We start from the raw sequence: 22,714 nt of genomic DNA, 5'->3' as shown, positions 1-22,714 counted from the left end.
AGTGACCAGCGGAGCGACCGATCGAGCATCGCAGACTAGGGCGTCCTCACGCGCTCTCGTCCCCCTTTCGCTAGTCAACCCGATGCCTGCTCTGAAATCAATTAACCGGGCCGAGGGTATGGTATAGATACCTGACCAGATGCGCCTGCAGTTAGCGAGCTTGGCGCTCAACAAATTTCCCCGATTCGGACAACCGTGCACGCTTCGTCCCGTCGGCACTAGCGCATACATACTCTGCGTTGAAGGTGCAGCCCGTGTCGAGCTGGTCAACAATTTCGCCATCCTTGACGCTGATGAAGGCCCCTGAGAACCGGTCACGTTCCTCGTCCTTGATGGGTTCAAGGTCATCGACACGGATAACGTAGACCCCTTTATGCGGAGGCAACACGACAAACGTTGGGGTGCGCTTGAATTTGAATGGCATTCCATACCCGACCGCGTATTCGCCGCCGGTCTTGCTGAAGTCATGGTTACCGATTAACTTTTGCAGCGCGCTCTTCGTACCAGGCGCGGCAACATACGGGAAGTATGCGGGTGCGCATTTCTCAGCCGCTTTCAAGGCGCCGGCTTTCACCTGCAGCCTGCGGGCGCAATCATTGTAATACGCTTCATAACTAAAAGGGATACGCGATAGCTTGAGTGCCACAAGCTCGGCAGTTACGGCCCCCCCGGCCACGCCCGACGTAACGGCCGTCATTTCACCAGCCACGGCGGGCTTGCCCGATGAGGAAGGCGTCTTCAGGTAACGGTAGAAGAAATTCCCGCCTACAGGAACGAGCAGTTGATTGCCCTCGATAAAAAACTCGCTGACCGGATGTGCACATTCAGGCGCACTTCCAACGACCTGATATATCTGGGATTTGTTGGCCAGCGTGAAGTTGAATTTCTGCTTCAGAAATTTCTCGAGCTGGGCCGAAGTTACCCCTTGCTTCATTAGTGGCTGAAATACCTCATCGAAGGCGAACTCATTGTTCCTGATGCGCACCCGGCAGTTTCCATTTAGCACCGCGCCTGGCGCTTGAAAGATGATCGTCTTGACGTCGGGTTCTCCCGCTTTGAAATCGATCTTGAACGTAGCTGACGTATCAAATTTCCACGTTCCTTCCGGTTCGGCAGCTATTGTCCACAATGGCGCGACACATGCGGCTAGTACCATTAAATTTTTAAAAGAAATCATATTCAATCCTAGTGTCTTGCATCATAAACTGCGGTTAGGAATAACTTCATCTCGGACTTACGGCGCTTAACAAGTCCCTTGTCGCCGCCATCCGTGATGTCTTCAAACTCCTTGCAACAACCGGTATAGTTTTCTGTATTCAGATGGCCAAGAAGTTTCTTGAACTTTACTAAACTACCACAGTTGAAGGCCAGGCTGATCAGAGCGTCAAACTCGTGCTGGAAGACGGGCTTTTGAATCGAAACGATCGCCTGGGCCCGGATTCGCTCTACGTCTTGCTTGAACAGGGCCATCATCTGCTGCTCGCTAATGCCGTTTTTCATCTTCATATATTTTGGGCTTTTCTTCTCAGCCAGAGCTTCGCACGTCTGGTGCCCATCAATCAAATGCCCTACGCCAATCGTGCAATATTTCTTACTGTCGGGATAAGGCGTTTTTTTGCCGCCTTCCCACTCGGCGATGAACAAGAGCCCGTGCTCGGATACCTGAAGCGACTTGGCCGGCTTTCGCTGGCCAATTTCGGCGGTGATCACCCGGTACTTCCCATCGGGTTCATTCGCCTTTGGCTTCGCTGCTGACGCCGTCGGCGCGGGTGCCTTGGGAGCGGGTGCGGTAAGTGCCGGAGCCTTCGCTTCGCTGCTTTTCGACACGCCAACCTCACCGACCGGCGCCGTAGCGGGCTTGGTGGGCGGCATCAGCCCGCCACAATTGATCAAGCCGAGATGACCAGCATCACGCGCAATTTCCACAATGGTCTTGCCTTTCGCAAGATCTGGGTGTTTTGCAAAGTGGTGCGATTTTTTGTAGCGCGCGTTAAATTCACGCACATCCATGTGAACCCAAGAATCGGCGCCGTCGCCGGTGTCTTCCAGTGAAATCTTGTTTGGATCCGGCCAGCGCAGCTGCGCGCCCATTCGATCAATGAAGATTCTTTTGCGCATTGTCTCTAACGCGCCATCCCGCACCACGCCGGTACCGGCCCCCTTATTGAATACCATATCGACAGCATTGCCCATATGATTAGTTGAGGGACGGTTCTTCTGCATATTCCGCTTCCAGCAACGATAGCCAGACGTGATCGCGGAAAAAGCGTACTTGTAAGTGGCGTCTGTTTTATGGGTATAAAACAGCGCCGCTTTCATGGCGTAAAACAGGCCTCGGTGAAAGCCGGGGTATTCGACACCTTGTTTGATGGCACCGTTCAGCTTGGGTATTGCAAACCCTTGCGAACTCATGCGCCCCTGTCCGAACCCGCCGCAGGTACCGCATGGGCACTTCAGCGGGTCCCATGGAAACGTGTATTTGTCACGCAACACATCCAGGCTGGCCAGCACTGCGCCGCAAACGCGGCCAGTTTCGGCGACGCCCATAAAATCACGTTGAAACTGCCGCACCGCCTTTTCTGTCGCACTCGTGAAGGTGTCCCACTCTTCCGGCGCCTCAATGGTGCCACCGAACCCTAGCAGGCGGATGTTGACCTCTTCAACCAGAGGGCCCTTGTCGCCCACTTTTAAACAATGCTGCTGCTCGCATACAGGCTTGAGAACGGTTTTTGGCGTTCCATTCTCACCGCGGTCCGCGCTTTTTTCGGTGGGCAGTTCCTTAACAATCGGAATCTGCTTGGGCAATTGAGGTTCCAATGCCTGCACTGGATCGGACGCAGCCTCAGGAGTCAGGGAAGTCTTGCCTTTAATGTCTTCAGGAGTAAGGTCGACTGGCGCGGGTGCAGACGCGGGCGATCCACGTTCGCTCAATTCCGGCGTCGGATAGTCGCTCTGCTGCCGGGCCACTGCGCTGGGTGGCGTAGACACTGGCCCCGCCGGCGCTGGGGGCAGTGCGGTCTGCGCTGGAGCGGGTGGTATTTTGGTCGGCGCAGGCGTCGGGGACGACGCCGACGCTGGCTTTGTCACGGGGCCTCGTTCGCCCTGCGGCGGCAGTTTCAGCACCTGACCGATCTGCAATATGCTGCTGAGCTGGATGCCGTTGATTCTTGCAATGGCGATAGGGGTTGTCTGATAGCGGTCAGCAAGGGCCGAGAGCGTATCGCCTTTATTGACGATATGGGTCTTGCGCTGGTATTGACCAGGAGAACCCTTATGATTCTGAACGACCGTCGTGGCCTTGATTTTGGCGCTCACCAGTTTTACCCGGTAATCTTCAGCCCATGGGACTAATGTTTTTATGTGTTTCATCTCCTCGGTGGCGAATCGTTCGACCTGCAGGGACAGTTCGGTCCCCACATTCGATACAAACGCCGCGATATTACCTTTCGCGTCGGTGATTCCTTTAGCGACAATCCGCTTACCGTCGAGAATTTCGTATTTCAATCCTGCGATGCTCGCGCCGAGTGGATCGAGCAGCTTTACACGTACCGAACTTGTTTGTCCGGCGGCTGGGGGAGTTTTATCAGTCATCTCAATTTCTGTTGGCATTCATCCGGAACGCAATCGCTTTCACAACCTCAATCATCATCGTCAAAATCACATATCAAATTCCACTCGCCGACCCCGGGCTGGCCAATCAACAGTTCTACCTCGTCGCCTTCTTTGCCGAAAATTTGGTCCGTGCGGCCGTGCTTATCCAGCCCACCACTGACCACCCTCTCGTTAGGCAGCCGGGCTTTGTAAAAGACCTCATTAAAAGGCTGATTGATAAATAAATCATGAGCATCGAACCGGTTGCTGAACGGCGTGGGCAGATTAGCCGCTGGCAACAGTGGCATCCTGTATTGAGTTTTCTCGGGTCCGCTAAACACCTTTTTTCCGGCATGAATAACGATTCTGCCCGGACACTGTACGGCAATATTCCCACCTTCGATCGTGATGTTCGCCCCGCCCGCTGTCGACATGCTGATGCTCTTGGCCGCCGCCCAGTCAATATGGCCGTTAGCACTCATGACGTTGATCTCATCACGGGACTGCACAGTCAGCGCGTCGCTTTGCGCCTGAACATCAATGTTGTCCTTAGCTGCAATCAACTGCAGCCCAATATTGTCCTGCCCCGGGTTCATGGCCCCGCCCAGCGCGCCGATGGCCTGTCCGGTATGCACGCGCATCTGGCCGCCTGTGTTGTACTGCATGTCCTTGCCGCTCATGAGGGCGATCGTTTCGCCGTTAGCTAACTGCACGCTCTGCCCGGCGCTCATGCCCAGACTCGCCTGCGCTGCAATGGCGATAATGGGATCAGTGGCGTGCGGCAGCTTGCCCTCTGTCGGCGACGTTTCCTTGGCCTGCGCGTCTGCCTGGGCATTCGACAGCGAATCGCTGCCTACCATGCCCGACACGGCCGTCATCAGTGCCTTGACCGGCGCGCTCTTTTTATCAATCACGCTTTCACTCGCGCCAATCGCCCCCGTGTGCGCGGCCAGCGCGACCGTCTTGTGCGTCTCTGCGGCTTTGCTGAATGTTTCGGCAATCGTCGTCGCCTGCTTGAGCATGGCAATGGCCGGCGCGTTGTCACCAGCCGGATCGCGCTGCGCCGCGCTGTGGCTGGTCTTGTAGCTGCTGATCAAAAGGCCGCCGCCCGCGCGCACGGCGCCGTAGGCATCGGTACGCAGCTCGGCACCCAGCCCGCGGAAACTGCCGCGGTAGTTGTCGGCCGTGTGAATCAGATGCCCTAGATTGAGCTCGCTGCCCGCATGGCTGCTCTTGAGCTGGATGCGTCCCTGCGCATCGGTATCGTCGAACAGCAGTTGGTTGTAGCCCGAACCGCCAAACTCCTTGCTGCGCACGCCCCACTGGGCTGCGCCGTTGCGGTGTCCCTGGGTGTCGCTTGAGGCGCCATGCCACAGCGGACTATTGCCGCCGGAGATATTGCCCTGCGCGGAAGGCGCGCTGTCATTGGCCGGCGCGAAGCACGTCGTGTCATTCCCGCCCCCAGCCTGGCCGCCCGGCGTAGGGGCTACACCGCCCTCGCCCTGGCCGTTGTACAGAGCGCCAACAATCACGGGCCGGTCGATGTCATTCTCCAGGAACTGCACCAGCACTTCCTGACCGATGCGCGGCAGGAACTGGCTGCCCATCCCGCCCCCGGCCGAACGCTGCGCCACGCGCACCCAGCAGGTGGCGTCCGCGCTGTCCTGCCAGTGGAAGCGGATGCGTACTCGGCCCAGGCGGTCGCAGTACAGTTCGTCTGCGCCGCTGGGCTGGTCGTTGCCGCTTGCACCCACGACAATTGCGCTTTGCGAGCCGCGCGCTGTTGGGCGGGGGTGAGCGCGTCCATCGCTGCCAGCCAGGAGCGGGCGCCAGGGCACGGCGGCCAAGATGGCTTCAAAGCAGTTGGCGTAACCGGCGCTGCGCGCCTGCGCAATCACCAGGGCGAAGTCTTCCGGCGCCTCAGGTTTGACCATTTCAGCCAGCAGCTCGGGAATGGGACCGAACAGCTCGGCCAGGCCTTGCGCGGCGGGCGCGGGCAAATTGTTCACGCCCACGCTGATCACGCGTACCACCGTAAAAGCGGGCGCCTCGCCCAGATGCTGCAGTGGAGCGCCAGTGATTGTCAGGCGGGTGCCGGCGCGCAGCGTGCGCACCGTAGAGCGTCCGCGCCACAGCTGACGCCGCGATTCAATCCCTTCCATGTGCAGGTCGGCATAGCGCTTGGCCTGGTCGGCGTCGGCATAGGCGTACTGACCCGGCACGTCAAATGATTCCAGTACTGGCAGCGTGCTGCCATTCTGCATGCGTGCCGGGGCACTGGCGGCGATAACTTTTTTGGATTTGTAGTCGTAGCTCAGTACCGTAGTCAGGGTGGAGCCGATGCCAAACTGCGCCTGTAGCGCTTGCACGGTATCCTGCTGCTCGCCGGCGCGCGCGTTATGGAAGCGGATACCACCATCGGCCTTGCTGCTCGGGTCTTCCGGCACGGCGCTCAGCTGCGTGCTGTCAGCAAACAGCACTGCCATAGGACCCTCTTCGCTCTGCTCGTAACGCCATGCCAGTCCTTCTTCTGCCAGCAGACGCTGAACAAAGTCCAGGTCGGTTTCGCGGTACTGGCAGCAATAGCTACGTGGCACGGCTTGTTCGATGAATGGTCCGGCTTCATCGCTCCAGCGCCATTTGGCGACCGGGCTATAGGCGTTGAATACATCGTCGATGATCTGGGCAACTGTCTTGTCTTGCCAAACGCGGCTGTTGCGAACTCGACTGAGCCGCCAGATCCAGTGCGAGAGGCGAATGCGATAGCGCGTCAAGCTGCCGTTACTGCCCAGCATCGCAGCGCCGGTGATGTCACCGGCAAATACGCTGCGCGTGCCGTCGGCAAGACTGATATGCAACTCGGCGCTTCGGCCCAACAGTGCATCCAGACCGACGAGAGGATCGGTGGATAGCGCGATGATGTCGCGCGCTCCGGTATGTTGTAGCGCATCGGTGGCAAAAAACGCTTCCACCAATAATGGCTTCGTGATGCCCTGAACGTCGTCCGTGAATGACAAGGCATACAGCCGCGTTGTGCTGTGCAGGTCTGCTATCGCGGTAACAATTTGTTCTGTGAGCGTGGAGCGCATCTGGCCCTTGGTTGATTGCGGGCCTGAATGTGCCACAATACCTGTTGAATAAGATTACATATTATACAACGTTTCACTATTTTGCCATAGCGACCCTGCTGGTTAGTGCTTATCCACTGAGTATTGCTGCCCTGCAGCCTGACCTTGGTTTGATAGATCGGCTAGGCAACGGGGTGCAACAGTTAACACGGAAATCGTCAACATGCGGAAACGATTTACTTCATTGACTGTTGCCTGCCTCTTGGCATCGAGCGCTGCTTGTGCGGAAACGAGATCAGTCCCGTTGTCGTTTTCCCCAAAGAGAGGGATCGACGCCAAAGTCACTGTTCGTGGGACGCGGGTCGATTACGAAGTTACAAAGGGGAGGGAGACAAGCGCGGAAAGGCTTATTGTTGATACCGAGAAAAGGCTCCGAATTGATGCCGCTGACTACAACTTTGATGGCTATACCGATTTTGCCGTGTCGCACATAGACGATGGGCAAGGGACGTATTTTATCTCGTACATTTTTGTGTACGACCCGCAAAAAAATCGGTTTGCCGCCCTCACGCCAAAGTGCGGCGATAGTTTCATCAATGTGAGGTTAGACAAGAAGCGACGCACGCTCACAAACACATACTACGCGCACAACGAGGTGAGTTCATGCAAGGAGAGATACTGATCAGGCGGACCACATGGCGCCAAGGTCGAAACGATTCTGCGCCGGTCCATTACACTGCATAGGTCCTCTACACATGACGCGGGGTGCGGTGAGGTCGACGACAAATCGCTTCATTGACCAGACGAGGCGCGCTGGTGATCGTCATGCCGCATGCAGAGGGCAAGCCAAGTTCGTCGTCGAGAACCTATAGCCATATGGAGGGCCAAGTGAGTCACCCTTATCTGAAGATATTCGTGGAGCCAAGCCGTTCAGCTTTGGTATTCCAGCACGTCAAGGATCCGTTCAATGATCCGATGGAAGTGGATATGAATCTGTCAAACCTCGATGCGGCTGGGTTCGACCAGGCCTCGCGCGATATTGGTGGGGTGGTCTTGGGCCTCATGTCTCTCTGGTATAAAGACGAATTGTCCAGGCACGCCGGTTTGAAAACGCCATATGATTCCAGTTCTGACGTCGACCTCATCATGTCCCTTGTTAGCAAGTCCGTGGTCGGCCGCACAAGCATATTCATCCCGGCGATTGACAGACTGGTAGCCGAATTAGCACGACAAGACCCAGACTTCGCGCGTAACAACTTCATGGAAGCATGGCCAGCAACCCGCGCCAAAATCGAAGCGTACCCTGACTGAATCGCTCCCACGATCCGATTTTTGGGTGACTTCTGATGGCGGCGTATTGCCAAAAGAACTGATCAGCACAAATGCCAACATCATTCGCTTGAAAAGCCGCGAGGGTGAGAAAAAAAATACTCGTCACCGGCCTCTGCAGACGAAGCCGTACTTGGTCATGGTGCATGCCCGCTTAACGCACTGCGCTGCGTGGTAACCATGTTCTCGGCAGGCCTTCAGTGTTGCCGCAGATAGACCGCCTCGCTTTGCTGGACTTTCTGGCTCCTTAGCCGACGCGCTTGCTAGTTGTGAGTTAGTTACGCGCTCATCCCGCGAACCTGCCGAACTGGCTGCGGTGCTCGATTGTCCACGCGAGGTTTCGCGAGAGCGGGAAGAATGTTTTTCTGCTACGGGCCGATTGGTTGTGGCGGCCTGACGATTGGCGGCCCCAGTTTCCACTTTGCCTGATGACTCGGCCGCAGGCGCTGGAGAAAACGCAGATTCCAGCAGCACCAGCGGTGGTGTAGCTGCCGTACTGGCGACCGGGCGCGCGGATGATGCCGGCTTGGATGGCGCAACCGATACGTCGCCATTGGGCTTGAGCGTAAATTCCTTGGCAGCCAGCACACGCCGCTGTGCGGCTTTATCGACTTGCGGCTCTTCTTTCGCCGCGATTGCGGCGAGGGCTACATCCCCGCCACCCCGCTGATCGTAAATCCACCGTCCACCCTGGATAAACAGGACTGCCGACAGCGCCAGCGCGCCCCAAACGAGATAGCGCTGCTGCGATGCTTTCATCGCGGCAGGCGCAGGTGTGAACGGGTCCACTGGTGACGATCCCGGCGCGGGTGGCGTGAAATCAAATAATGGGTCAGGGCGGTCGTTAGGGTTTTGCGTCCAAAATGTGTCCAGGGCTGGCTCCGGTGTTGCAGGCACGTGAAGCGATTCGGGCGCAGTGATGGCAGGTGGCGGCGCAAGCGCCGTGGTCACTGGCTCTTGGTGAGGGCTAGGTGGGACATACTGCGCTTCCAGGGCGGCGATTTCCTCAAAGACGCTATCGAGGTCTTGGTGCAGCGCTTGTTGGTCTGGCTGATTGGCCGCGTCGACCACCACAGCGTCAACTACCGCCTTCTGTCGCCAGACTCCGAAGGCCGCGCGTGGCGAAGTAGCCTGGGAGGCCTGCGGTGCCAGTGCATCTTCCGCCACAGGCGGAGGGGATGCCCCCTCCTTCTTGGCCGGCACTAGCGACAATGTAGCGCTCTGGCCGATGTCTTCAAGCAATTGCGTCTTCATATGTGCTACCTACTTCAAAGTTCCCGACCCTAGAGCTTAGCGCCTTTTGTAAAATGGGTCAGCGCAGTTTGTAAGGAGATGTGAGCATGACGGCGCATCAAGTATGCTTCAAAGAAACGATTGATGCACCCGCCAAATAGGGAGCGGCCTCTGCAGACAAAGATGACCGACCGGTGGCATTAGGGGCAGGGTTTGGTGCAGGGCGTGGAGGCGTCACATCGTGCTTGTGGCAAGCGCAGCGTGTTCCTTTGCGATATTACTGTTGACCGCACGCTCGAGGGGCTCGGCCAAGACATTTATAAACTGCAGAACCTCGTGTCTAGACTAGTACACTGTAAGGAGCCTGCGGCCACGACCACGAAGAGGCTGATGAAAACCGGTGCATCACCGCCTGTGACGACCATGGTTGCAGCCATCCGAAAATTGAAAGGGCATGAGGTAAGAATGGCGCCAATCCAATAACGGGACATGCAGGATGTATCACTTGGCTCCTATCTCCTTACGCCTCGACGCTGACATGACGAAATACAACAAAGACTACGGCTTCCTCACAAAAAATAATGATGTGGAAGGCTACCCGACCTTGAAGCCGGATACGAATACGGCGGACCGGCGTTACCAGCACAAGCCGTTGGCGAGGGGCTCTGCGCCACTTATTTTTAGCAATGGTCACGCAGAACACTTTGCAAAAAACGGCATTCAGGAAAAAGAGGCCAGCGTGCTATTCGATGGCGCCACCTTCATTGTCGGAGACCACATCCGCATGGCGCTGTTACCGCTCGAGCTTCCCACTATTAACATTCATCCGGCCGTGTACGTTGACGCCACTGGCCAGTGGCACGAGGATTACTGGTATGTCGCGTTCGATGACCATATTTCATGCGTGGACCGCGCCAAGTCACACTTTATGCCAGCCGACGAAAATGACGACGACCTGACCATGGTGAAGTATTCATTGGATGAGAAGGTCCTGGACGCGATTCCGTTGCAGGAGCGCTTGTTGTTCCGCATCGGCGGCACAGATACGGGAATGGTGGTGTGTCATCATTCCCTCTTCAAGCTCTTCAAAGGCGATGGCTTGAAGATCACCATGATCGATGATTATTAACCCAGCAGATGGCGGCGGCCATGCGATCTGAGGATTTACATGAATACTCGCCGACCAACGTGGCCCATTTTTTTGAGATGACAAAGTACAACAGCGACTACGCCTTCATTAGCAAAGACGATGATGCCGAAGGGTTCCCCTTCCTAAAACTGGACAGCATTTCGTCAGCCCGGTTCGAACAGACCGATTCCTTGGCGACGGGTTATTCACCCCTGATTTTCAGGAATGGTCATGAGGCCTTATATGCCAGGCGCGGAATCAAGGAAAAGATGTCTGACGTCCTGTTCGAAGGCGCGACCTTCATCGTCAGAGATGCCATCCGCGAGGCACTGATGCCTCTCGAACTACCTGGCGTACACTTCCAACCCGCGGTTTACATTGACGGCGGCGGTGGCCGGCATGAAGACTACTGGTACGTCACAATTCTGCGACACATCAATTGCGTGGACCACGCTAAGTCGACCCTAACACCGCCGCGCAAGCTCGACGGAAAATTCACGGTCCTCACCTGCTCTCTTGACGCCACAGTCCTTGACGCAATTGCTCTGCATGAGCGACGCCTGTTCCGGATGGGCGGGACCGCTGATGGACTTGTGGTCTGTCACTGCTCGCTCTTCGAGCATTTCAGGCATGACGGCGTGTTACTCGATATGATCGAGGATTATTGAATTTGTCCGGCGATTTGGGGCCAGGTGGTAGCGAGCCAATGCTCTGTTTGACGCTGCGAACACCAAAAATTGAACCGCATGCATGGCCATTCTTTTTTCGAACGCACAACTTCAGTAATGCGCGATCATTGTCCGTCAGCACGCCACCGTTCCCCGTATCGGCTACGACCAGGACACTAATATGAATTTTGACGACGAATACTATTTCATCCGCAAGAACGAAACTAACAAGTGCCTGCCATCGCTTGAGCCTGACACAAACACGGCAGAACGAAGATATTGGTATCGACCCCAGCCGATGACATCGCCCCCGCTGGTATTCAGCAACGGCTGGCGCACGGAGTTCAAAGAACAGGGGATCAAGGAAGAACTCGCCGATATTTTATTCGAGGGTTCGAACTTCATCGTGCGTGATCCCATCCGGCACGCAATTCTGAAGTTGGACCTGCCGGACTTGCACATGCATCCTGCCGTGTACATCGATGACAGCGGGACCTGGCACGAGGATTATTGCTATGTTTCATTCAGCAAGCATTTCGATTGTTGGGATCGGAAAGAGTCGACGTACTTTCCGAGACCGATCAATGTTGCGGGCCAACTCATGTACAAAATGATGACGTACTCCCTGAATGAGGATGTGCTACGGCGAACTCCTTTGCAGAAGCGTTTGATGTTCCAGATGGGCCAGACGACTACGGCGATGATTGCGTGCCACCACTCGATTGCCGAAATTTTCCGGCAGGATGGCCTAAGCGGAGCACGTCTTCAGGCAATAAAGGATTACTGACCTTCGTGGGTACCTTCGCCCCCTGTTCCACGTATCCCCGCCTCATGCCAGACCAACGTAAGCTCGATCCGGTACTGAGGCAAGTGGTCATACTTGTATATCGCTAAACGATCGAGGACTATTGAGGCCAGCGCAGCTCACTTCCTTTATAGATGCAAGTCTCCTTGATTCCGAACATGACAAAATACAACGCCGACTACGCATTCATTCTCAAGAACATTGATGTAGACGGCTTCCCGATCCTGAAGGCAGACACGAGTACTGCGAAGCGGTTCTATCAATCAGATCCACTGGCAGCGGGGTCGGCACCGCTTATTTTCAGCAATGGTTTCCAAGCCCTGTTCGCCAAACGTGGCATCAAGGAAAAACGCGCTGATGTCCTGTTCGACGGCGCGACGTTCATAGTACGAAACCATATTCGGACGGCACTGCTCGCGCTTGAGCTGCCAACGATTAATCTCCATCCCGCCGTGTACACCGATGGCGAGGGTCGACGACATGCAGACTACTGGTACGTCGCATTTCCCGGATTTATCGATTGCGTTGATCGGGCCAAATCACGCTATATGCCCCCACTTTATCCAGACGATACGCTGGCAATGGGCGCCTATTCTCTTGACGACGCGGTACTGGACAAAATTCCGCTGCAACAGCGACTGCTGTTTCGTATGGGGGGCACCGACGATGGCTTGGTAGTTTGCCACTGCTCGCTGTTCAATCACTTCAGGGACGACGGCGTGCTGATCACAATGATCGCCGATTACTGAAAGCGATCCGGCAAGGGCAGTTCATGCCTGGCATTCGTTCCTGGTGGGCGCATCGTCGAACAGCGCCAGTCCGCTTTTCGCTGGGCTAGCGCACGACAGACTCGTAACCGCTCGTGCAAATAGAGGTGCCAAGCCCGTGATCTGCGTTTGCAGCACCATGCTTATTTATGCCGATCACTTTGCCAAGTTGGCTCTGCTTTTCAGTTGATTTTTTGTGCGCGAGTGTCACGCTCACCCGGCCACACGGTCTCCCGCGCTGTCACCTGCAATGGCGTAAATGTCGTTTGCGTCAATCTGACACGCTTGCTCAATCTGTTCCGGCCACTGCGGAACTTTGCAGGTCCTCATTGCAAACATCCGGCCCAAAATATACCAGCCGCACAAAGGCGTCACCAGCATTGTAAACAGGGCAGAGCCGCCAGAAAAATTGGCGAAGATGCGCTGGGCGCCACCTTTAACGGTTTCTTTGCGGCCGTCGACCGGCATGCAGAAGTCAACCAGGTGCGATACTTCGTGCGGGCCTTCTTCCATGTATCGACGCACGAACTCCCAGTGGCCACGCACGTAATCGTTGTCTGAAGGCGCGGCGCCCGGCTCCAGGTCCGACTTGAGAATGACGCCGCTGTAACTCAATGCAAACGTGTCAAGCACGGTGCGGCGGTCGGCCGCCAGTACATGTCCCCGCACCTCCCACTGCGCCGCGCTGTAGCCAAGGGTGAAATAAACCTCGTCCCAGGGAACCGTACCGATCGTGCCATCGGGCCGGAAGTAATAGACTGTCCGGTTGCGCCGGTTGAAGCGCAGCGGATAGTGAGTCAGGGCGAACGATTCCTTTCTGAGCAGCTTGAGCATGCCCCACCAGATCAGCCCGAGCAAGGCGCCCAAGCCGCCACCAAAAGCGAACAGCGTGGCGCGGCTTTGGTCAGTTTCAAGCACTCCGGCTGCCGACAGGAGCGAGTGGCCCGTCATGAAGCCGATCGGGACAGAAAACAGCAAGAGGACTGTCAATGCGAGGGCAGAAATGAGTCCTTTCCATGCGAACCATTTATCTACGGACTCCAGGTAAGTAGAGTTCATCTTGATGACACACAGCTGATACCTGGGCTGCACTTCCAGCCTCCGCGACTGTTCAAGGTGATACTGCCGCTCCTGGTCGGTCAACTCCCGCTGCACCGGAAAGTAATGGATCAGTCCCGTAAAGTCCATCAGTCGCCCTTGATGGCGGCGTGAAATGCGGCCTGCTCGTCGCGTTCGTTCTTGTAGCGGTCCCCGGGTAGCACGCCCCAGTAACTGCGTTCCAGCCAATCCTGCATCTTGTTATCCTTAAAGTATTCAATGAGCAGGCCAAAACCGATCACCGCCACAATTGGCGACCACGCTTGTCGCAGAATTCGCAGGGGTGTGGTTGCCGGGGTCTGGTGATGGAGTCCAATCCTCGCGCGCATCCTGGAGAAAATAATACTCGTCGTTGAAATCAGCCATTTGAAGTAAAGAATCAGCGCTTTCTTCAGCTTAATTGAGCGTGGTCGGCTTGCGGGCGACGCCTTCCGCCACCCGCGCCCCTTGGAGTGTCTATTGTTTTCATGGTCGCGGTCCAAGCGAAGGCTTTTTTAACGCCGCCAACGGCCGCCGGGCCTGGCCCGGCAAAGCCTGACCCATGTCAGACAATCCATCATCAACTTAATTGCCTCACACCAATCCCGCTATGCTCGCCCCGAGCTGTCGCTTTTCCGTGCGCCGCAATCCGCCCAGCGCCCGAAATCTTTATACAAATTACATCATACCCGGAAATGTTTGTTAAAATTAAACGTTGTCCGTCCGTTTAGTTGGCGTGGCACTATGGAGCGAAGAATGAGCACGACTGCGTCATCAATATTGCAAGCCCTGCTGCCTCAGTTTTCCCAAGGAACCCGACTGCTGCGCCTGACCACCCCGCTGGGCGCTGATACCCTGCTGGCCGAGTGCGTACGCGGCGAGGAAGGCCTGGACCAGGGTTTCGAGTTTGTGGTCAGTGCGCTATCCACCGACGCCAGCCTCAAGCTCAAGTCGCTGATCGGCCAGCCCGCCTTGCTGCAATTGATGACAGCCCACAGCCGCGACGACTTGCGGCCCTTCCACGGCCATATCACGGCCATTGAACACAGCGGCGCCAATGGCGGTTTCGCCCGTTATCAGCTGACCATCAGCCCGTGGACCGCTTTCGCCAGGCTGGGGCGCGACAGCCGCGTGTTCCAGGACATGACGGTCTTCGACATCATCGACGCGGTCTTCGGCGAATACCAGGGCAAGGGCCGCCTGGTGCCGGAATGGCGTTTCGAGCTTGCCGACCGCGAGGTCTATCCCAAGCGCAGCCTGACGACCCAGTATCAGGAAAGTAATTTCGCCTTCATCGAGCGCCTCATGGCCGAAGAAGGTCTGTTCTATTTCTTTGAGCATAGCGGCGACCCGAACAGCCCTTCCCTCGGCAGCCACACCATGGTCATTGCCGACCACAATGGCGTGTTCCAGCCCAACATGCAGCGCGATATTCGCTTCACGCAGTCAGGCGCCGTCATGAAAGAAGATGGCCTGGACAGATGGCGGACCGCCGTGCAGCAGCAGACCAATGCGCTGGAAATGAGCAGCTGGGATTACCGTGCGGTTCATCACCGCCCCGTGGGTGCTGCGGCAGGCACGGGCGACGTGTCGCTCCTGAGCCGCGACACGCATGGCCCCTACTTCTATGAAACACGCGAGCAAGGCTTGCGCATGGCGGACCACCGCATGCAGGGCCTGACAGCACGGCGCGAGACGCACGTTGCGGCAGGCACCGTACGCACGCTCTCGCCGGGCACTACCTTTACCCTGCACGGGCAGGCCCAGTACGACCTGGCCGACAATGACGACGGGCGCACCTTCCTCGTCGTGCGCACCGTTCACCTCATGCACAACAACCTGAGCGCCGAACTCAAGGCTGATGTCGCCAAGCACCTGCCGACCTCTGCCTTGGCGCAGTTAATCGAGGAAGAAGACGCCACCAGTCTGCATGCCGTAGGCACCGGCATGGGCGAACGCCCGCTTTACCGCAACCGCATCGACGCGATCCGCAGCAGCATCCCTTATCGCAATTGCGTGTTCGACCTCGATGGCCGCGAGAAGTTCGCCCGTCCCACCGTGAGCGGCCAGCAGACCGCCATCGTGGTGGGACCGGCGGGCAGCGTCATCCATACTGACCGCGACCACCGCGTGAAAGTGCAGTTCCACTGGCAGCGCGGGGCCCAGAGCCACAGCCGCCTCGATCATCCCGCTGGTGCCAACCACACGGGGGCGCCCGCCGACGATACGGCCGGCACCTGGGTGCGGGTGGCCACGCCGCTCGCTCCCGTGGCGGGCAGCAACTGGGGCAGCCATGCGCTGCCGCGCGTGGGCCAGGAGGTGCTGGTCGATTTCCTGGAAGGCGACATTGACCGTCCGGTCGTCATTGGTGCGGTCTACAACGGCCGCGGCGAAACTGATGCCCAGCATAATGCCGTCGGCCAGGGCGCGGGCGCCAGTACCGGCAATGCGCCGCCGTGGTTTCCCGGCGAGAGCGGTGCGCATGCGCATCCGGCCGTCCTGTCGGGCATCAAGACCCAGGCCATGGCCAGCAGCCAGGGCGGCACCGGGGCCTATAACCAGCTGGTCATGGATGATTCGCCCGGGCAGTCGCGCCTGGTCCTGCAGCGGCACGCCGCCGCCCATAAGGGGACCGATGAACTGAACCTGGGCAGCCTGCGCCACCAGACCGACAATCAGCAGCTGCAGCCCGCCGGTTTTGGCGCGGAGCTCAAATCCGAAGCTGCCGTGGCCATGCGTGCGGGGCAAGGCATGCTGCTGTCCAGCGATGCACGCAACAATGCCAGCGGCAGCCAGCTTGACGTGCGCGAAGCCATCTCCCAAATCCAGCGCAGCAAGGAATTGCAGGAAAGCATGGCCACGACGGCCCAGAAGCACAATGCCAAGCTCAAGGACGAGCCGGCGCCGGACCAGCTGCCTGCCATTGTGCACATGGCCGACACACTGGCCGTGATGGAGGCCACCGAAAAGGGCCGCGGCAGCGGCGAGAACGGCGGCAGTGGCGAGGTGCCTGCCTTCAGCCAGCCGCACATGCAGCTGTCGGCGCCCGCCGGCATTGCCGCGGCCACGCCCGCCAGCACGATCATCAGTGCCGGCAAGTCGTCCACCATCACGGCCCAGGATGTCAACATGGTGGCCCAGGCCAACCTGGGTCACGCGGTCTTGAAGGGCATTAGCCTGTTCACGTATGGCAAGGCAAGCGATGCGGCCAGGCCCAACCAGGAAACCGGCATCCGCCTGCATGCTGCCAGCGGCAAGGTCAGCAGCCAGAGTCAATCCGGCAGCACCAGCCTGACTGCCGACAAGGCCATCACGGTTGCCAGCGTGACCAAATCGGTCACCATCGGCGCGCCCAACAAGCATGTGATGCTGACTGCGCAAGGCGCCTTTATCAAGCTGGAAGGCGGCAACATCATGATCCACGGCCCTGGCAAGATGGAATTCAAGGCGAGCAAAAAGGAGCTGACCGGGCCGAAAAGTGCCAGCAGTTCGGTGCAGCTGCCTGCCCCGGGTGACCCGAAGGTGTGCGAGCTGCGGGCAGCCGGTGCTGCTGCCGCCGGCGATAGCGTGGTGCCACTGAGCTGACATGAGCGATTCATTGCAGTTTGACCACCACTTGTTGGCGCGGCACAGGTATGCCCTGATTGAACCGTCCATGGCGGAGTATCTGCCGGACGGGATAGTGGCCGAGCCCATCGTGCCGGAACCCATGGCTGCCAGTGCCCATCTGATGCCGCGGCTGCTGGACTTGCGCGCGCTCGCGCCTGCGCAGAACGATGCCTTGCTCACGTCACTGTTTCAGGCGCAGCAAAACGGTGAAGCGCCGATTGTTTCCATGCTGGTGCAGACCGAGGCCGATGCCAGGGCCTTCATTACCCACTGGAACGGCTTGCAATACGCCACAGCAGCTGGCGGCGGTAAAGTCTGGCTGCGCGTGCACGACCCGCGCGTCATGCATCAGCTGCTGCGTATCCTGACGGCTGGACAGCGCAGGAAATTGTTTGGTCCCATCGAGCAGCTTGCTTACTTTGTCGGCGCCACCTGGGTGCAAGCGCCGGAAGCGCCGGCAGCGGGCACTGCCGCAGTGGGCACGGCATGGAACTGGGCGCGGGTGGAACGGATCGGCCTGGTCAACCGGGCGCTGCAGGCCGCCGGCGTGCAGGACCCGCAGGCGTTGTGGGTGCAAGGCGAGCGCGCCGAACGGCTGATCGACCATGCCACGCTCAGGCATCAGTTGACGGCACCGGGCGATCTGGTGGAGTTCGCCATGCGCGGCCTGCTTCATGGCGATGCATTTGACCGCCACCCCCAGGTTGCCGCGGCAATCCCGCCGTCCAGCGATCCCGACGATGATTCCACCCTGGCCGACCGCCTGGCACTTCTCGACGACCATGTATGGGACGAACTGTCCCCGCACCAACTCAATGATACGAAAGCACCATGACGACACCGACTGCCCCGGCCAAAAAATGCGAGTTCTGTGACAAGCGCGGCTTGCCGCTCTTGCTCGTCCGGGATGCCGTTGCTCCGCACGGCGGTGGCGCACCCGTCACTGCCGACCCGGACATGGAGCTCGGTGCCGGCGCTGCCCACTACACCAAGCGCATTCTGCGTTCCGGTTATGTGTACCTGTACGACGAAGCGCGCAAGCGCTGGGAAAACTACTTTGTCACGCCCGACGGCTATTTTTTCAAGCTGATGCAGACCCCCGGCGTGGTGCCGGTCGTGCCTGCCAAGCCCTTCAATTGCCCTGACGAAGGGCACCGCGAGCTGGCCAGCTGCATCACCATTGCCGATCCGCGCAATGCCACCAAGGTATGGATCGGCTTTAGCGATGTGCGCTGGACGCCGGCCGTGCAGAAATTGCACGATGATCCCGCCATGCGCAGCCGCCACATGCTGGCCATTGATGTGAAGGCGGCGCTCGGTGGCGGCAAGGTGGCCGGCACGCGCCCCATTTCGCAGCTGAGCGCGATTGTGGCGGAATATGCCATGGATGCGAAAAAAGGCGCGGCGCTTTTTCAGTGGACGCCGTTCAAGTTCGACGCCCGCCACGGCCAGGCCGACAAGCTCAAGCGCGCTTGCGACCAGATGCGGCCCGGCAAAGGACTGATTGCAACCCTGCCGGACCCGGCTGGCCTGGCGCAGGAACTGGCATTGCTCATGAAGCGCAACGCGGACCTGTTCACCAGCAAACCGGCATTCCAGCGCAATGTGATGGCCAGCGCGGCCATCGATCAGATCGAGCGGGCCGTGCGGGTGGAAGGCGAGCTCGATGAAATCTCGGGGGCCGAAAAAATGGCCAACGAGCAGCTCGTAAACAATCCCATCGGTAACTGGCTGTTTGAATCCCAGCGCCAGCAAACGGAACAGTTGAGGAACGTGACGCCTGCCGAGGCCAAGCGTGCGGCGAACGGCGCTTGGCAAAAGTACGCGAAGAAATTCAAGGATGCAGACCGCAAGGCATGGATGCAGGCGTTCAACACCCAGCTGAGCGCCTTTGACAAGCAATATATCGCTCCGTTGGCGCGCAGCCATGCTGCCGTCATGCAGAGCGATGCGATGCACAACTATTTTGTCTGCAACTACGACCCGCAACATGTCGAGTCGGGTACGGTGTACACGACAGTCGTCACGCGCTGCATTGCCTCCACCCAGGACAAGGCGGCGTGCTCGAAACTGTATGACAAATGGCTCGAGGGCGATGCGTCCGACACACGCAACTTCCTCATGCGAGCCTTGCTGCTCAATCAGAAAACAACAGTCGACGCGATCAAGAAAGCAGTCGAGGTCGCAATCGACTGGCGGCAAATCCCCTGGGACAATCTGTTCGCCACCTATACCAACGCCGTTGGCCAGGTACAGGGGGGAGCGGTCGCCGACTCGCTGGCCGGGCTGATGGTGCAGACGGCAGGTCCGTTCGCGCGCGCGCTGGGCAAGCTGGCCGACGGCACGCCGCGCTACCGTGCATTCCTCATGAGTATTGGCCTGGTATCCGGACACCCCGTCGTGCGCTGCGAAGTCACTGGCGGCAGGAAAAAGTTCCGGGCCAAGCTGATTCAGGAGATCAAGAAGGCCAGCGGTCAGCCAATTTCCGAGAACAAGTTAAAGGCGGCGGTTGCCGCGGAGCTGAAGCGCCAAAACATCCACGGGGCGCGGATCGATGGCACCACGAAGAAGCACTGGCTGGTCCTGGCTGACCGGGAAATGATCAAGGCCATGCCAGCCGGGCTGACGCCAAACCAGCGTGCCGACTGGCTGGCAAGAAGTATCCGGACAGTGGAGGCGGTGGACCAGATCAACCTGACCCGCTGGCGCACTGTGATCAATACGAACTTTCGCCTGGGCGTCATCACGGGAATGCTGCAAGCGGTCAGCCTGTGGAAACTGGTGGAAGACGAGGAAAAGGCGCTGGCCCATGACAGCGACGATGCGCGCTATCGCATGTATGCGGGCGTGACGGCGCTTGGTGCCACCATGGCCGAAGTGTTCGGCAACGCGCTCGCCGCGCGCGCGGCCCAGGGCCTGCGTTTCGGTCAGGGCATTGCCGCAAGCGGGGGCGCCATGCTGGCACGCTTCGCAGGGCGCGCCGGCATCGCCACCGGCCTGGTGGTGGCCGGCCTGGACGGCATGCAGGCATATTCGGAGTACAAGTCCGGCGCCGACGGCTTGATCGTGGCCACCTACGCGGCCTCGGCAGTTGTGGGCGCTGCCCTGACCATTTCCATTGCCGTGGCGGCCGGTGCCGCGGCCGGCAGTGCCCTCGCTGCCCTGGCCATTCCAGTCATCGGCGTGCTGGTCGCGCTTCTGATCGGCCTCGGCATTTTCCTGGAGTACATCAAGGATAACAAGGTCCAGGACTGGCTGGAGCGCTGTCCCTGGGGCATTCTGGAAGGCGAACGCTACAAGGACATGAAGACCGAACAGGCGCAGCTCGAGCTTGCCGTCAAAGGGGACGACTGATGGACTTTGCAGGCATATTTGGGGGCTTTCCCGCCAATCGCGCACTGCCGGAATCGGACAAATCCCATCGCCTGCTGCAAAAAAACCGGCTCGACGTATCGCCGCACTATCAGCTGAGCGTCATCGAGATGAATTCGACCTACCTGGAATCGGTAGACAAGTGGTACGGCTTCAGGGGCTTTATCACGATGGTCGCGCTGGTGCCTATCATCATGTTCATCGCGTTCTCCGTGGGCATGGTGAATGTCACGCTCAATCGCACCTCGGGTGGAGAGGACGATGCCTTCGTCCTCATTTTTGTTGCCTGCCTGGGCTTGCCGTTTGTGGCGGCGGCCATCTGGTTGATGCGCAGGGATTCATTCGTCTATACGCACTATCCCATCCGTTTCAACCGCGTCACCCGCACCGTCCACGTATTCCGGCGCGACGGTTCGGTGCTGACGGTGCCATGGAACAAAGTTTTCTTCACGCTTGCGCTCGCAGCACCGGCCAGTCAGGCCTGGAACATCATGGGCCACGTGATGAACAAGGACGGCAACACCGTGCAGGAGACCTTCTTTCTCAGCGTGTCAGATTCAGGCACGCCCGATGGCTTACATCTGCTGCGCTCGCACTGGGAATTTGTGCGCCGCTACATGGAAGAGGGGCCGCAATCGGTGACGGGCCAGGTGCAATTTTGCCTGCCCATCGCGCGCCAGCGGGAAAGCTTCATGTTTGGCGTCCACCGGCTCATGGCCAACAGCTCCACCACGGCGCTGTACCTGTGGCCGATCATGCTGATGTCGATGGCGTTTGACTTGCTGGTCGTGCCGTTTCGCTTTATCGCAATGCGGACAAGCAAGATCCCCCAGTGGCCCAAGGAAGTGACTGCCGGATCGGCCGTGGAGGCTGGCGACCCGTATGCCATCGAGGGCGACCGCAAGGGCACCCGGCGCGCCGTGTTTCCCGAAGCGGCCGCGGCGGCGGGTGTGCGATTCGTTGCGCCACCGGCGCCCCCCAAGAGCAGCTAATCTCGCTCAAAATCCATGCGCCAGTTCATTTCCCATGTCTGGCCACCATCGCCGGACATGGCCTGTTCCCACCGCGCACTGCGCGCCGTGATGGCGGACCAGGTGTAGCGCACGCGGATGGCACGCCCTTCAAGCACATCATCGCCTTCAAATACGCCGCTACCCTGGTCAAATTTCCCCACCACGGGCGGCTGCAAGTGGCCGTCCGCGCTCAGCCCACCGGTCTGGTTGTCCAGCCAGTAAATGCTCCACAACCTGGTCTGGGGATTGTATAGACGCAGCGACAGGCCGACAAAGCCCGGCCGCCAGCTTTCGGCATTGAAATCGTCGATGTTGCCAATCCTGCCTGGCAGCGCCTGATTGTGCTGGGTGGCCACGAAAGATTCCCATTCAGTACAGCCTTGCAAGCGCTTGCGCAGGCGCCGGTTCTGCACGCGCCAGCTGCCGAGCAAAAAATCAAAGTCACCCGCGCCATTTTCCATTACCCCCATCTGCTATCCCTCCTGACTGATTATGCTTATGATACGCACGGCAGTAGCCCGGGCCAATGTGAAAGGCATCGCGTTTTCTGCCATTGGCTTTGGCTTTCAAGGATTAACGGAGGGTTTGCTTTGAAGTTTGATCTGGATGCCTACGACCGCAAGATCCTCGCTCTCCTGCAGGACCATGCACGCATGAGCTACACGGAAATCGGGCGCCGGATTCATCTTACGTCCCCGGCCGTGGGCGAACGTGTCAAGCGGCTAGAGGAAGCGGGCGTGATTGAAGGCTACGGTGCCCGCGTCAACTTGCGCGCCCTCGGCTACAACTTCGAGGCCTTCATCAACGTCGTTGTCGATTCGCACGAGGCGCTCGATGCATGGGCGCTTGGGCGGCCCGAAGTGCTGGCACTGCACGCCACCACCGGCACCTTTTGCGCCCTGCTGCGCGTGGCAGCCAGGAGCCCGGAACACTTGCAGGAGGTGATCGCCTCGCTCGGGAAACTCGGCAAGACCACCACCTCGATTGTGTTATCCACCAGCCATGCGCACCGGGCCAGGGTGCCGGCGCAGGATGGCTGATCTGGCGGCGCCG

The 22,714-nt window shown here is 58.7% G+C and carries 16 protein-coding genes; 10 read left to right on the top strand and 6 right to left on the bottom strand.

Features of this window, described 5'->3' with window-relative positions:
• Nucleotides 1-151 precede the first annotated feature (151 nt).
• Genes KY495_RS09860 through KY495_RS09850 form a run of 3 tightly spaced genes read right to left on the bottom strand, consistent with a single transcriptional unit; the run spans nt 152 to nt 6,680 of the window.
• Nucleotides 152-1,177, bottom strand: coding sequence for a hypothetical protein (locus tag KY495_RS09860; RefSeq protein ID WP_219883466.1), 1,026 nt, complete (start codon nt 1,175-1,177; stop codon nt 152-154).
• Between the two features lie 8 nt (nt 1,178-1,185).
• A complete protein-coding gene (locus KY495_RS09855) occupies nt 1,186-3,591 on the bottom strand; it encodes a glycoside hydrolase family protein (RefSeq protein WP_219883465.1) in 2,406 nt (801 codons plus the stop codon).
• Nucleotides 3,592-3,638: 47 nt separating this feature from the next.
• Nucleotides 3,639-6,680, bottom strand: a complete 3,042-nt coding sequence (locus KY495_RS09850) for a type VI secretion system Vgr family protein (RefSeq protein ID WP_219883464.1) — start codon at nt 6,678-6,680, stop codon at nt 3,639-3,641.
• Nucleotides 6,681-7,475: 795 nt separating this feature from the next.
• On the opposite strand from KY495_RS09850, the gene KY495_RS09845 reads away from it, so the two are divergent.
• A complete protein-coding gene (locus KY495_RS09845; protein ID WP_219883463.1) occupies nt 7,476-7,970 on the top strand; it encodes a hypothetical protein in 495 nt (164 codons plus the stop codon).
• 123 nt (nt 7,971-8,093) lie between these two features.
• Here KY495_RS09845 and KY495_RS09840 read toward each other — a convergent pair whose 3' ends face one another.
• A complete protein-coding gene (locus tag KY495_RS09840; protein ID WP_219883462.1) occupies nt 8,094-9,242 on the bottom strand; it encodes a hypothetical protein in 1,149 nt (382 codons plus the stop codon).
• A gap of 517 nt (nt 9,243-9,759) precedes the next feature.
• Between KY495_RS09840 and KY495_RS09835 the strand changes: the two genes are divergently transcribed.
• From KY495_RS09835 to KY495_RS09820, 4 genes are all read left to right on the top strand, one after another.
• Nucleotides 9,760-10,350, top strand: coding sequence for a hypothetical protein (locus KY495_RS09835; protein WP_219883461.1), 591 nt, complete (start codon nt 9,760-9,762; stop codon nt 10,348-10,350).
• Between the two features lie 20 nt (nt 10,351-10,370).
• Nucleotides 10,371-11,018, top strand: coding sequence for an imm11 family protein (locus tag KY495_RS09830; RefSeq protein WP_219883460.1), 648 nt, complete (start codon nt 10,371-10,373; stop codon nt 11,016-11,018).
• A 181-nt stretch (nt 11,019-11,199) separates the two neighbouring features.
• On the top strand, nt 11,200-11,805 hold the full coding sequence (locus KY495_RS09825) for a hypothetical protein (protein WP_219883459.1): 606 nt from the start codon (nt 11,200-11,202) through the stop codon (nt 11,803-11,805).
• Between the two features lie 176 nt (nt 11,806-11,981).
• Entirely contained in the window at nt 11,982-12,572 is a 591-nt protein-coding gene (locus tag KY495_RS09820; RefSeq protein ID WP_219883458.1) for a hypothetical protein, read from the top strand.
• A 231-nt stretch (nt 12,573-12,803) separates the two neighbouring features.
• Here the strand turns inward: KY495_RS09820 and KY495_RS09815 are convergent, their stop codons facing one another.
• Nucleotides 12,804-13,778, bottom strand: a complete 975-nt coding sequence (locus tag KY495_RS09815; RefSeq protein WP_219883457.1) for a DUF6708 domain-containing protein — start codon at nt 13,776-13,778, stop codon at nt 12,804-12,806.
• Between the two features lie 645 nt (nt 13,779-14,423).
• Between KY495_RS09815 and KY495_RS09810 the strand changes: the two genes are divergently transcribed.
• The 4 genes from KY495_RS09810 to KY495_RS09795 are packed head-to-tail and all read left to right on the top strand — an operon-like array spanning nt 14,424 to nt 21,640.
• A complete protein-coding gene (locus KY495_RS09810) occupies nt 14,424-17,252 on the top strand; it encodes a type VI secretion system Vgr family protein (protein ID WP_219883456.1) in 2,829 nt (942 codons plus the stop codon).
• Nucleotide 17,253: 1 nt separating this feature from the next.
• Complete coding sequence (locus tag KY495_RS09805; RefSeq protein WP_219883455.1) at nt 17,254-18,111, top strand: DUF4123 domain-containing protein; 858 nt, start codon at nt 17,254-17,256, stop codon at nt 18,109-18,111.
• A complete protein-coding gene (locus tag KY495_RS09800; RefSeq protein WP_219883454.1) occupies nt 18,108-20,630 on the top strand; it encodes a T6SS effector BTH_I2691 family protein in 2,523 nt (840 codons plus the stop codon). Before KY495_RS09805 ends, KY495_RS09800 begins: the two co-directional genes overlap by 4 nt.
• Nucleotides 20,630-21,640: a DUF6708 domain-containing protein gene (locus KY495_RS09795; RefSeq protein ID WP_219883453.1), complete on the top strand. Its 1,011-nt coding sequence runs from the start codon at nt 20,630-20,632 to the stop codon at nt 21,638-21,640. The genes KY495_RS09800 and KY495_RS09795 overlap by 1 nt, the downstream gene beginning before the upstream one ends.
• Here the strand turns inward: KY495_RS09795 and KY495_RS09790 are convergent.
• On the bottom strand, nt 21,637-22,122 hold the full coding sequence (locus KY495_RS09790; RefSeq protein ID WP_229518562.1) for a hypothetical protein: 486 nt from the start codon (nt 22,120-22,122) through the stop codon (nt 21,637-21,639). The genes KY495_RS09795 and KY495_RS09790 overlap by 4 nt on opposite strands.
• A 129-nt stretch (nt 22,123-22,251) precedes the next feature.
• Here KY495_RS09790 and KY495_RS09785 point away from each other — a divergent pair, with 129 nt between their 5' ends.
• Complete coding sequence (locus KY495_RS09785; protein WP_229518561.1) at nt 22,252-22,701, top strand: Lrp/AsnC family transcriptional regulator; 450 nt, start codon at nt 22,252-22,254, stop codon at nt 22,699-22,701.
• Nucleotides 22,702-22,714 lie beyond the last annotated feature (13 nt).

Source organism: Massilia sp. PAMC28688, assembly GCF_019443445.1.
In the GTDB taxonomy this organism is placed as follows: Bacteria; Pseudomonadota; Gammaproteobacteria; order Burkholderiales; family Burkholderiaceae_D; genus Telluria_A.
Note: the sequence above shows the minus strand (reverse complement) of the source record. Positions and strands in the feature narration are given on the sequence as shown.

Bases quoted from the DNA above. Each gene is read 5' to 3' on its own strand.
- KY495_RS09860 (WP_219883466.1), bottom strand. From the start codon at position 1,177: ATGATTTCTTTTAAAAATTTAATGGTACTAGCCGCATGTGTCGCGCCA.
- KY495_RS09855 (WP_219883465.1), bottom strand. From the start codon at position 3,591: ATGACTGATAAAACTCCCCCAGCCGCCGGACAAACAAGTTCGGTACGT.
- KY495_RS09850 (WP_219883464.1), bottom strand. From the start codon at position 6,680: ATGCGCTCCACGCTCACAGAACAAATTGTTACCGCGATAGCAGACCTG.
- KY495_RS09840 (WP_219883462.1), bottom strand. From the start codon at position 9,242: ATGAAGACGCAATTGCTTGAAGACATCGGCCAGAGCGCTACATTGTCG.
- KY495_RS09835 (WP_219883461.1), top strand. From the start codon at position 9,760: ATGACGAAATACAACAAAGACTACGGCTTCCTCACAAAAAATAATGAT.
- KY495_RS09830 (WP_219883460.1), top strand. From the start codon at position 10,371: ATGCGATCTGAGGATTTACATGAATACTCGCCGACCAACGTGGCCCAT.
- KY495_RS09825 (WP_219883459.1), top strand. From the start codon at position 11,200: ATGAATTTTGACGACGAATACTATTTCATCCGCAAGAACGAAACTAAC.
- KY495_RS09820 (WP_219883458.1), top strand. From the start codon at position 11,982: ATGACAAAATACAACGCCGACTACGCATTCATTCTCAAGAACATTGAT.
- KY495_RS09815 (WP_219883457.1), bottom strand. From the start codon at position 13,778: ATGGACTTTACGGGACTGATCCATTACTTTCCGGTGCAGCGGGAGTTG.
- KY495_RS09810 (WP_219883456.1), top strand. From the start codon at position 14,424: ATGAGCACGACTGCGTCATCAATATTGCAAGCCCTGCTGCCTCAGTTT.
- KY495_RS09805 (WP_219883455.1), top strand. From the start codon at position 17,254: ATGAGCGATTCATTGCAGTTTGACCACCACTTGTTGGCGCGGCACAGG.
- KY495_RS09800 (WP_219883454.1), top strand. From the start codon at position 18,108: ATGACGACACCGACTGCCCCGGCCAAAAAATGCGAGTTCTGTGACAAG.
- KY495_RS09795 (WP_219883453.1), top strand. From the start codon at position 20,630: ATGGACTTTGCAGGCATATTTGGGGGCTTTCCCGCCAATCGCGCACTG.
- KY495_RS09790 (WP_229518562.1), bottom strand. From the start codon at position 22,122: ATGGAAAATGGCGCGGGTGACTTTGATTTTTTGCTCGGCAGCTGGCGC.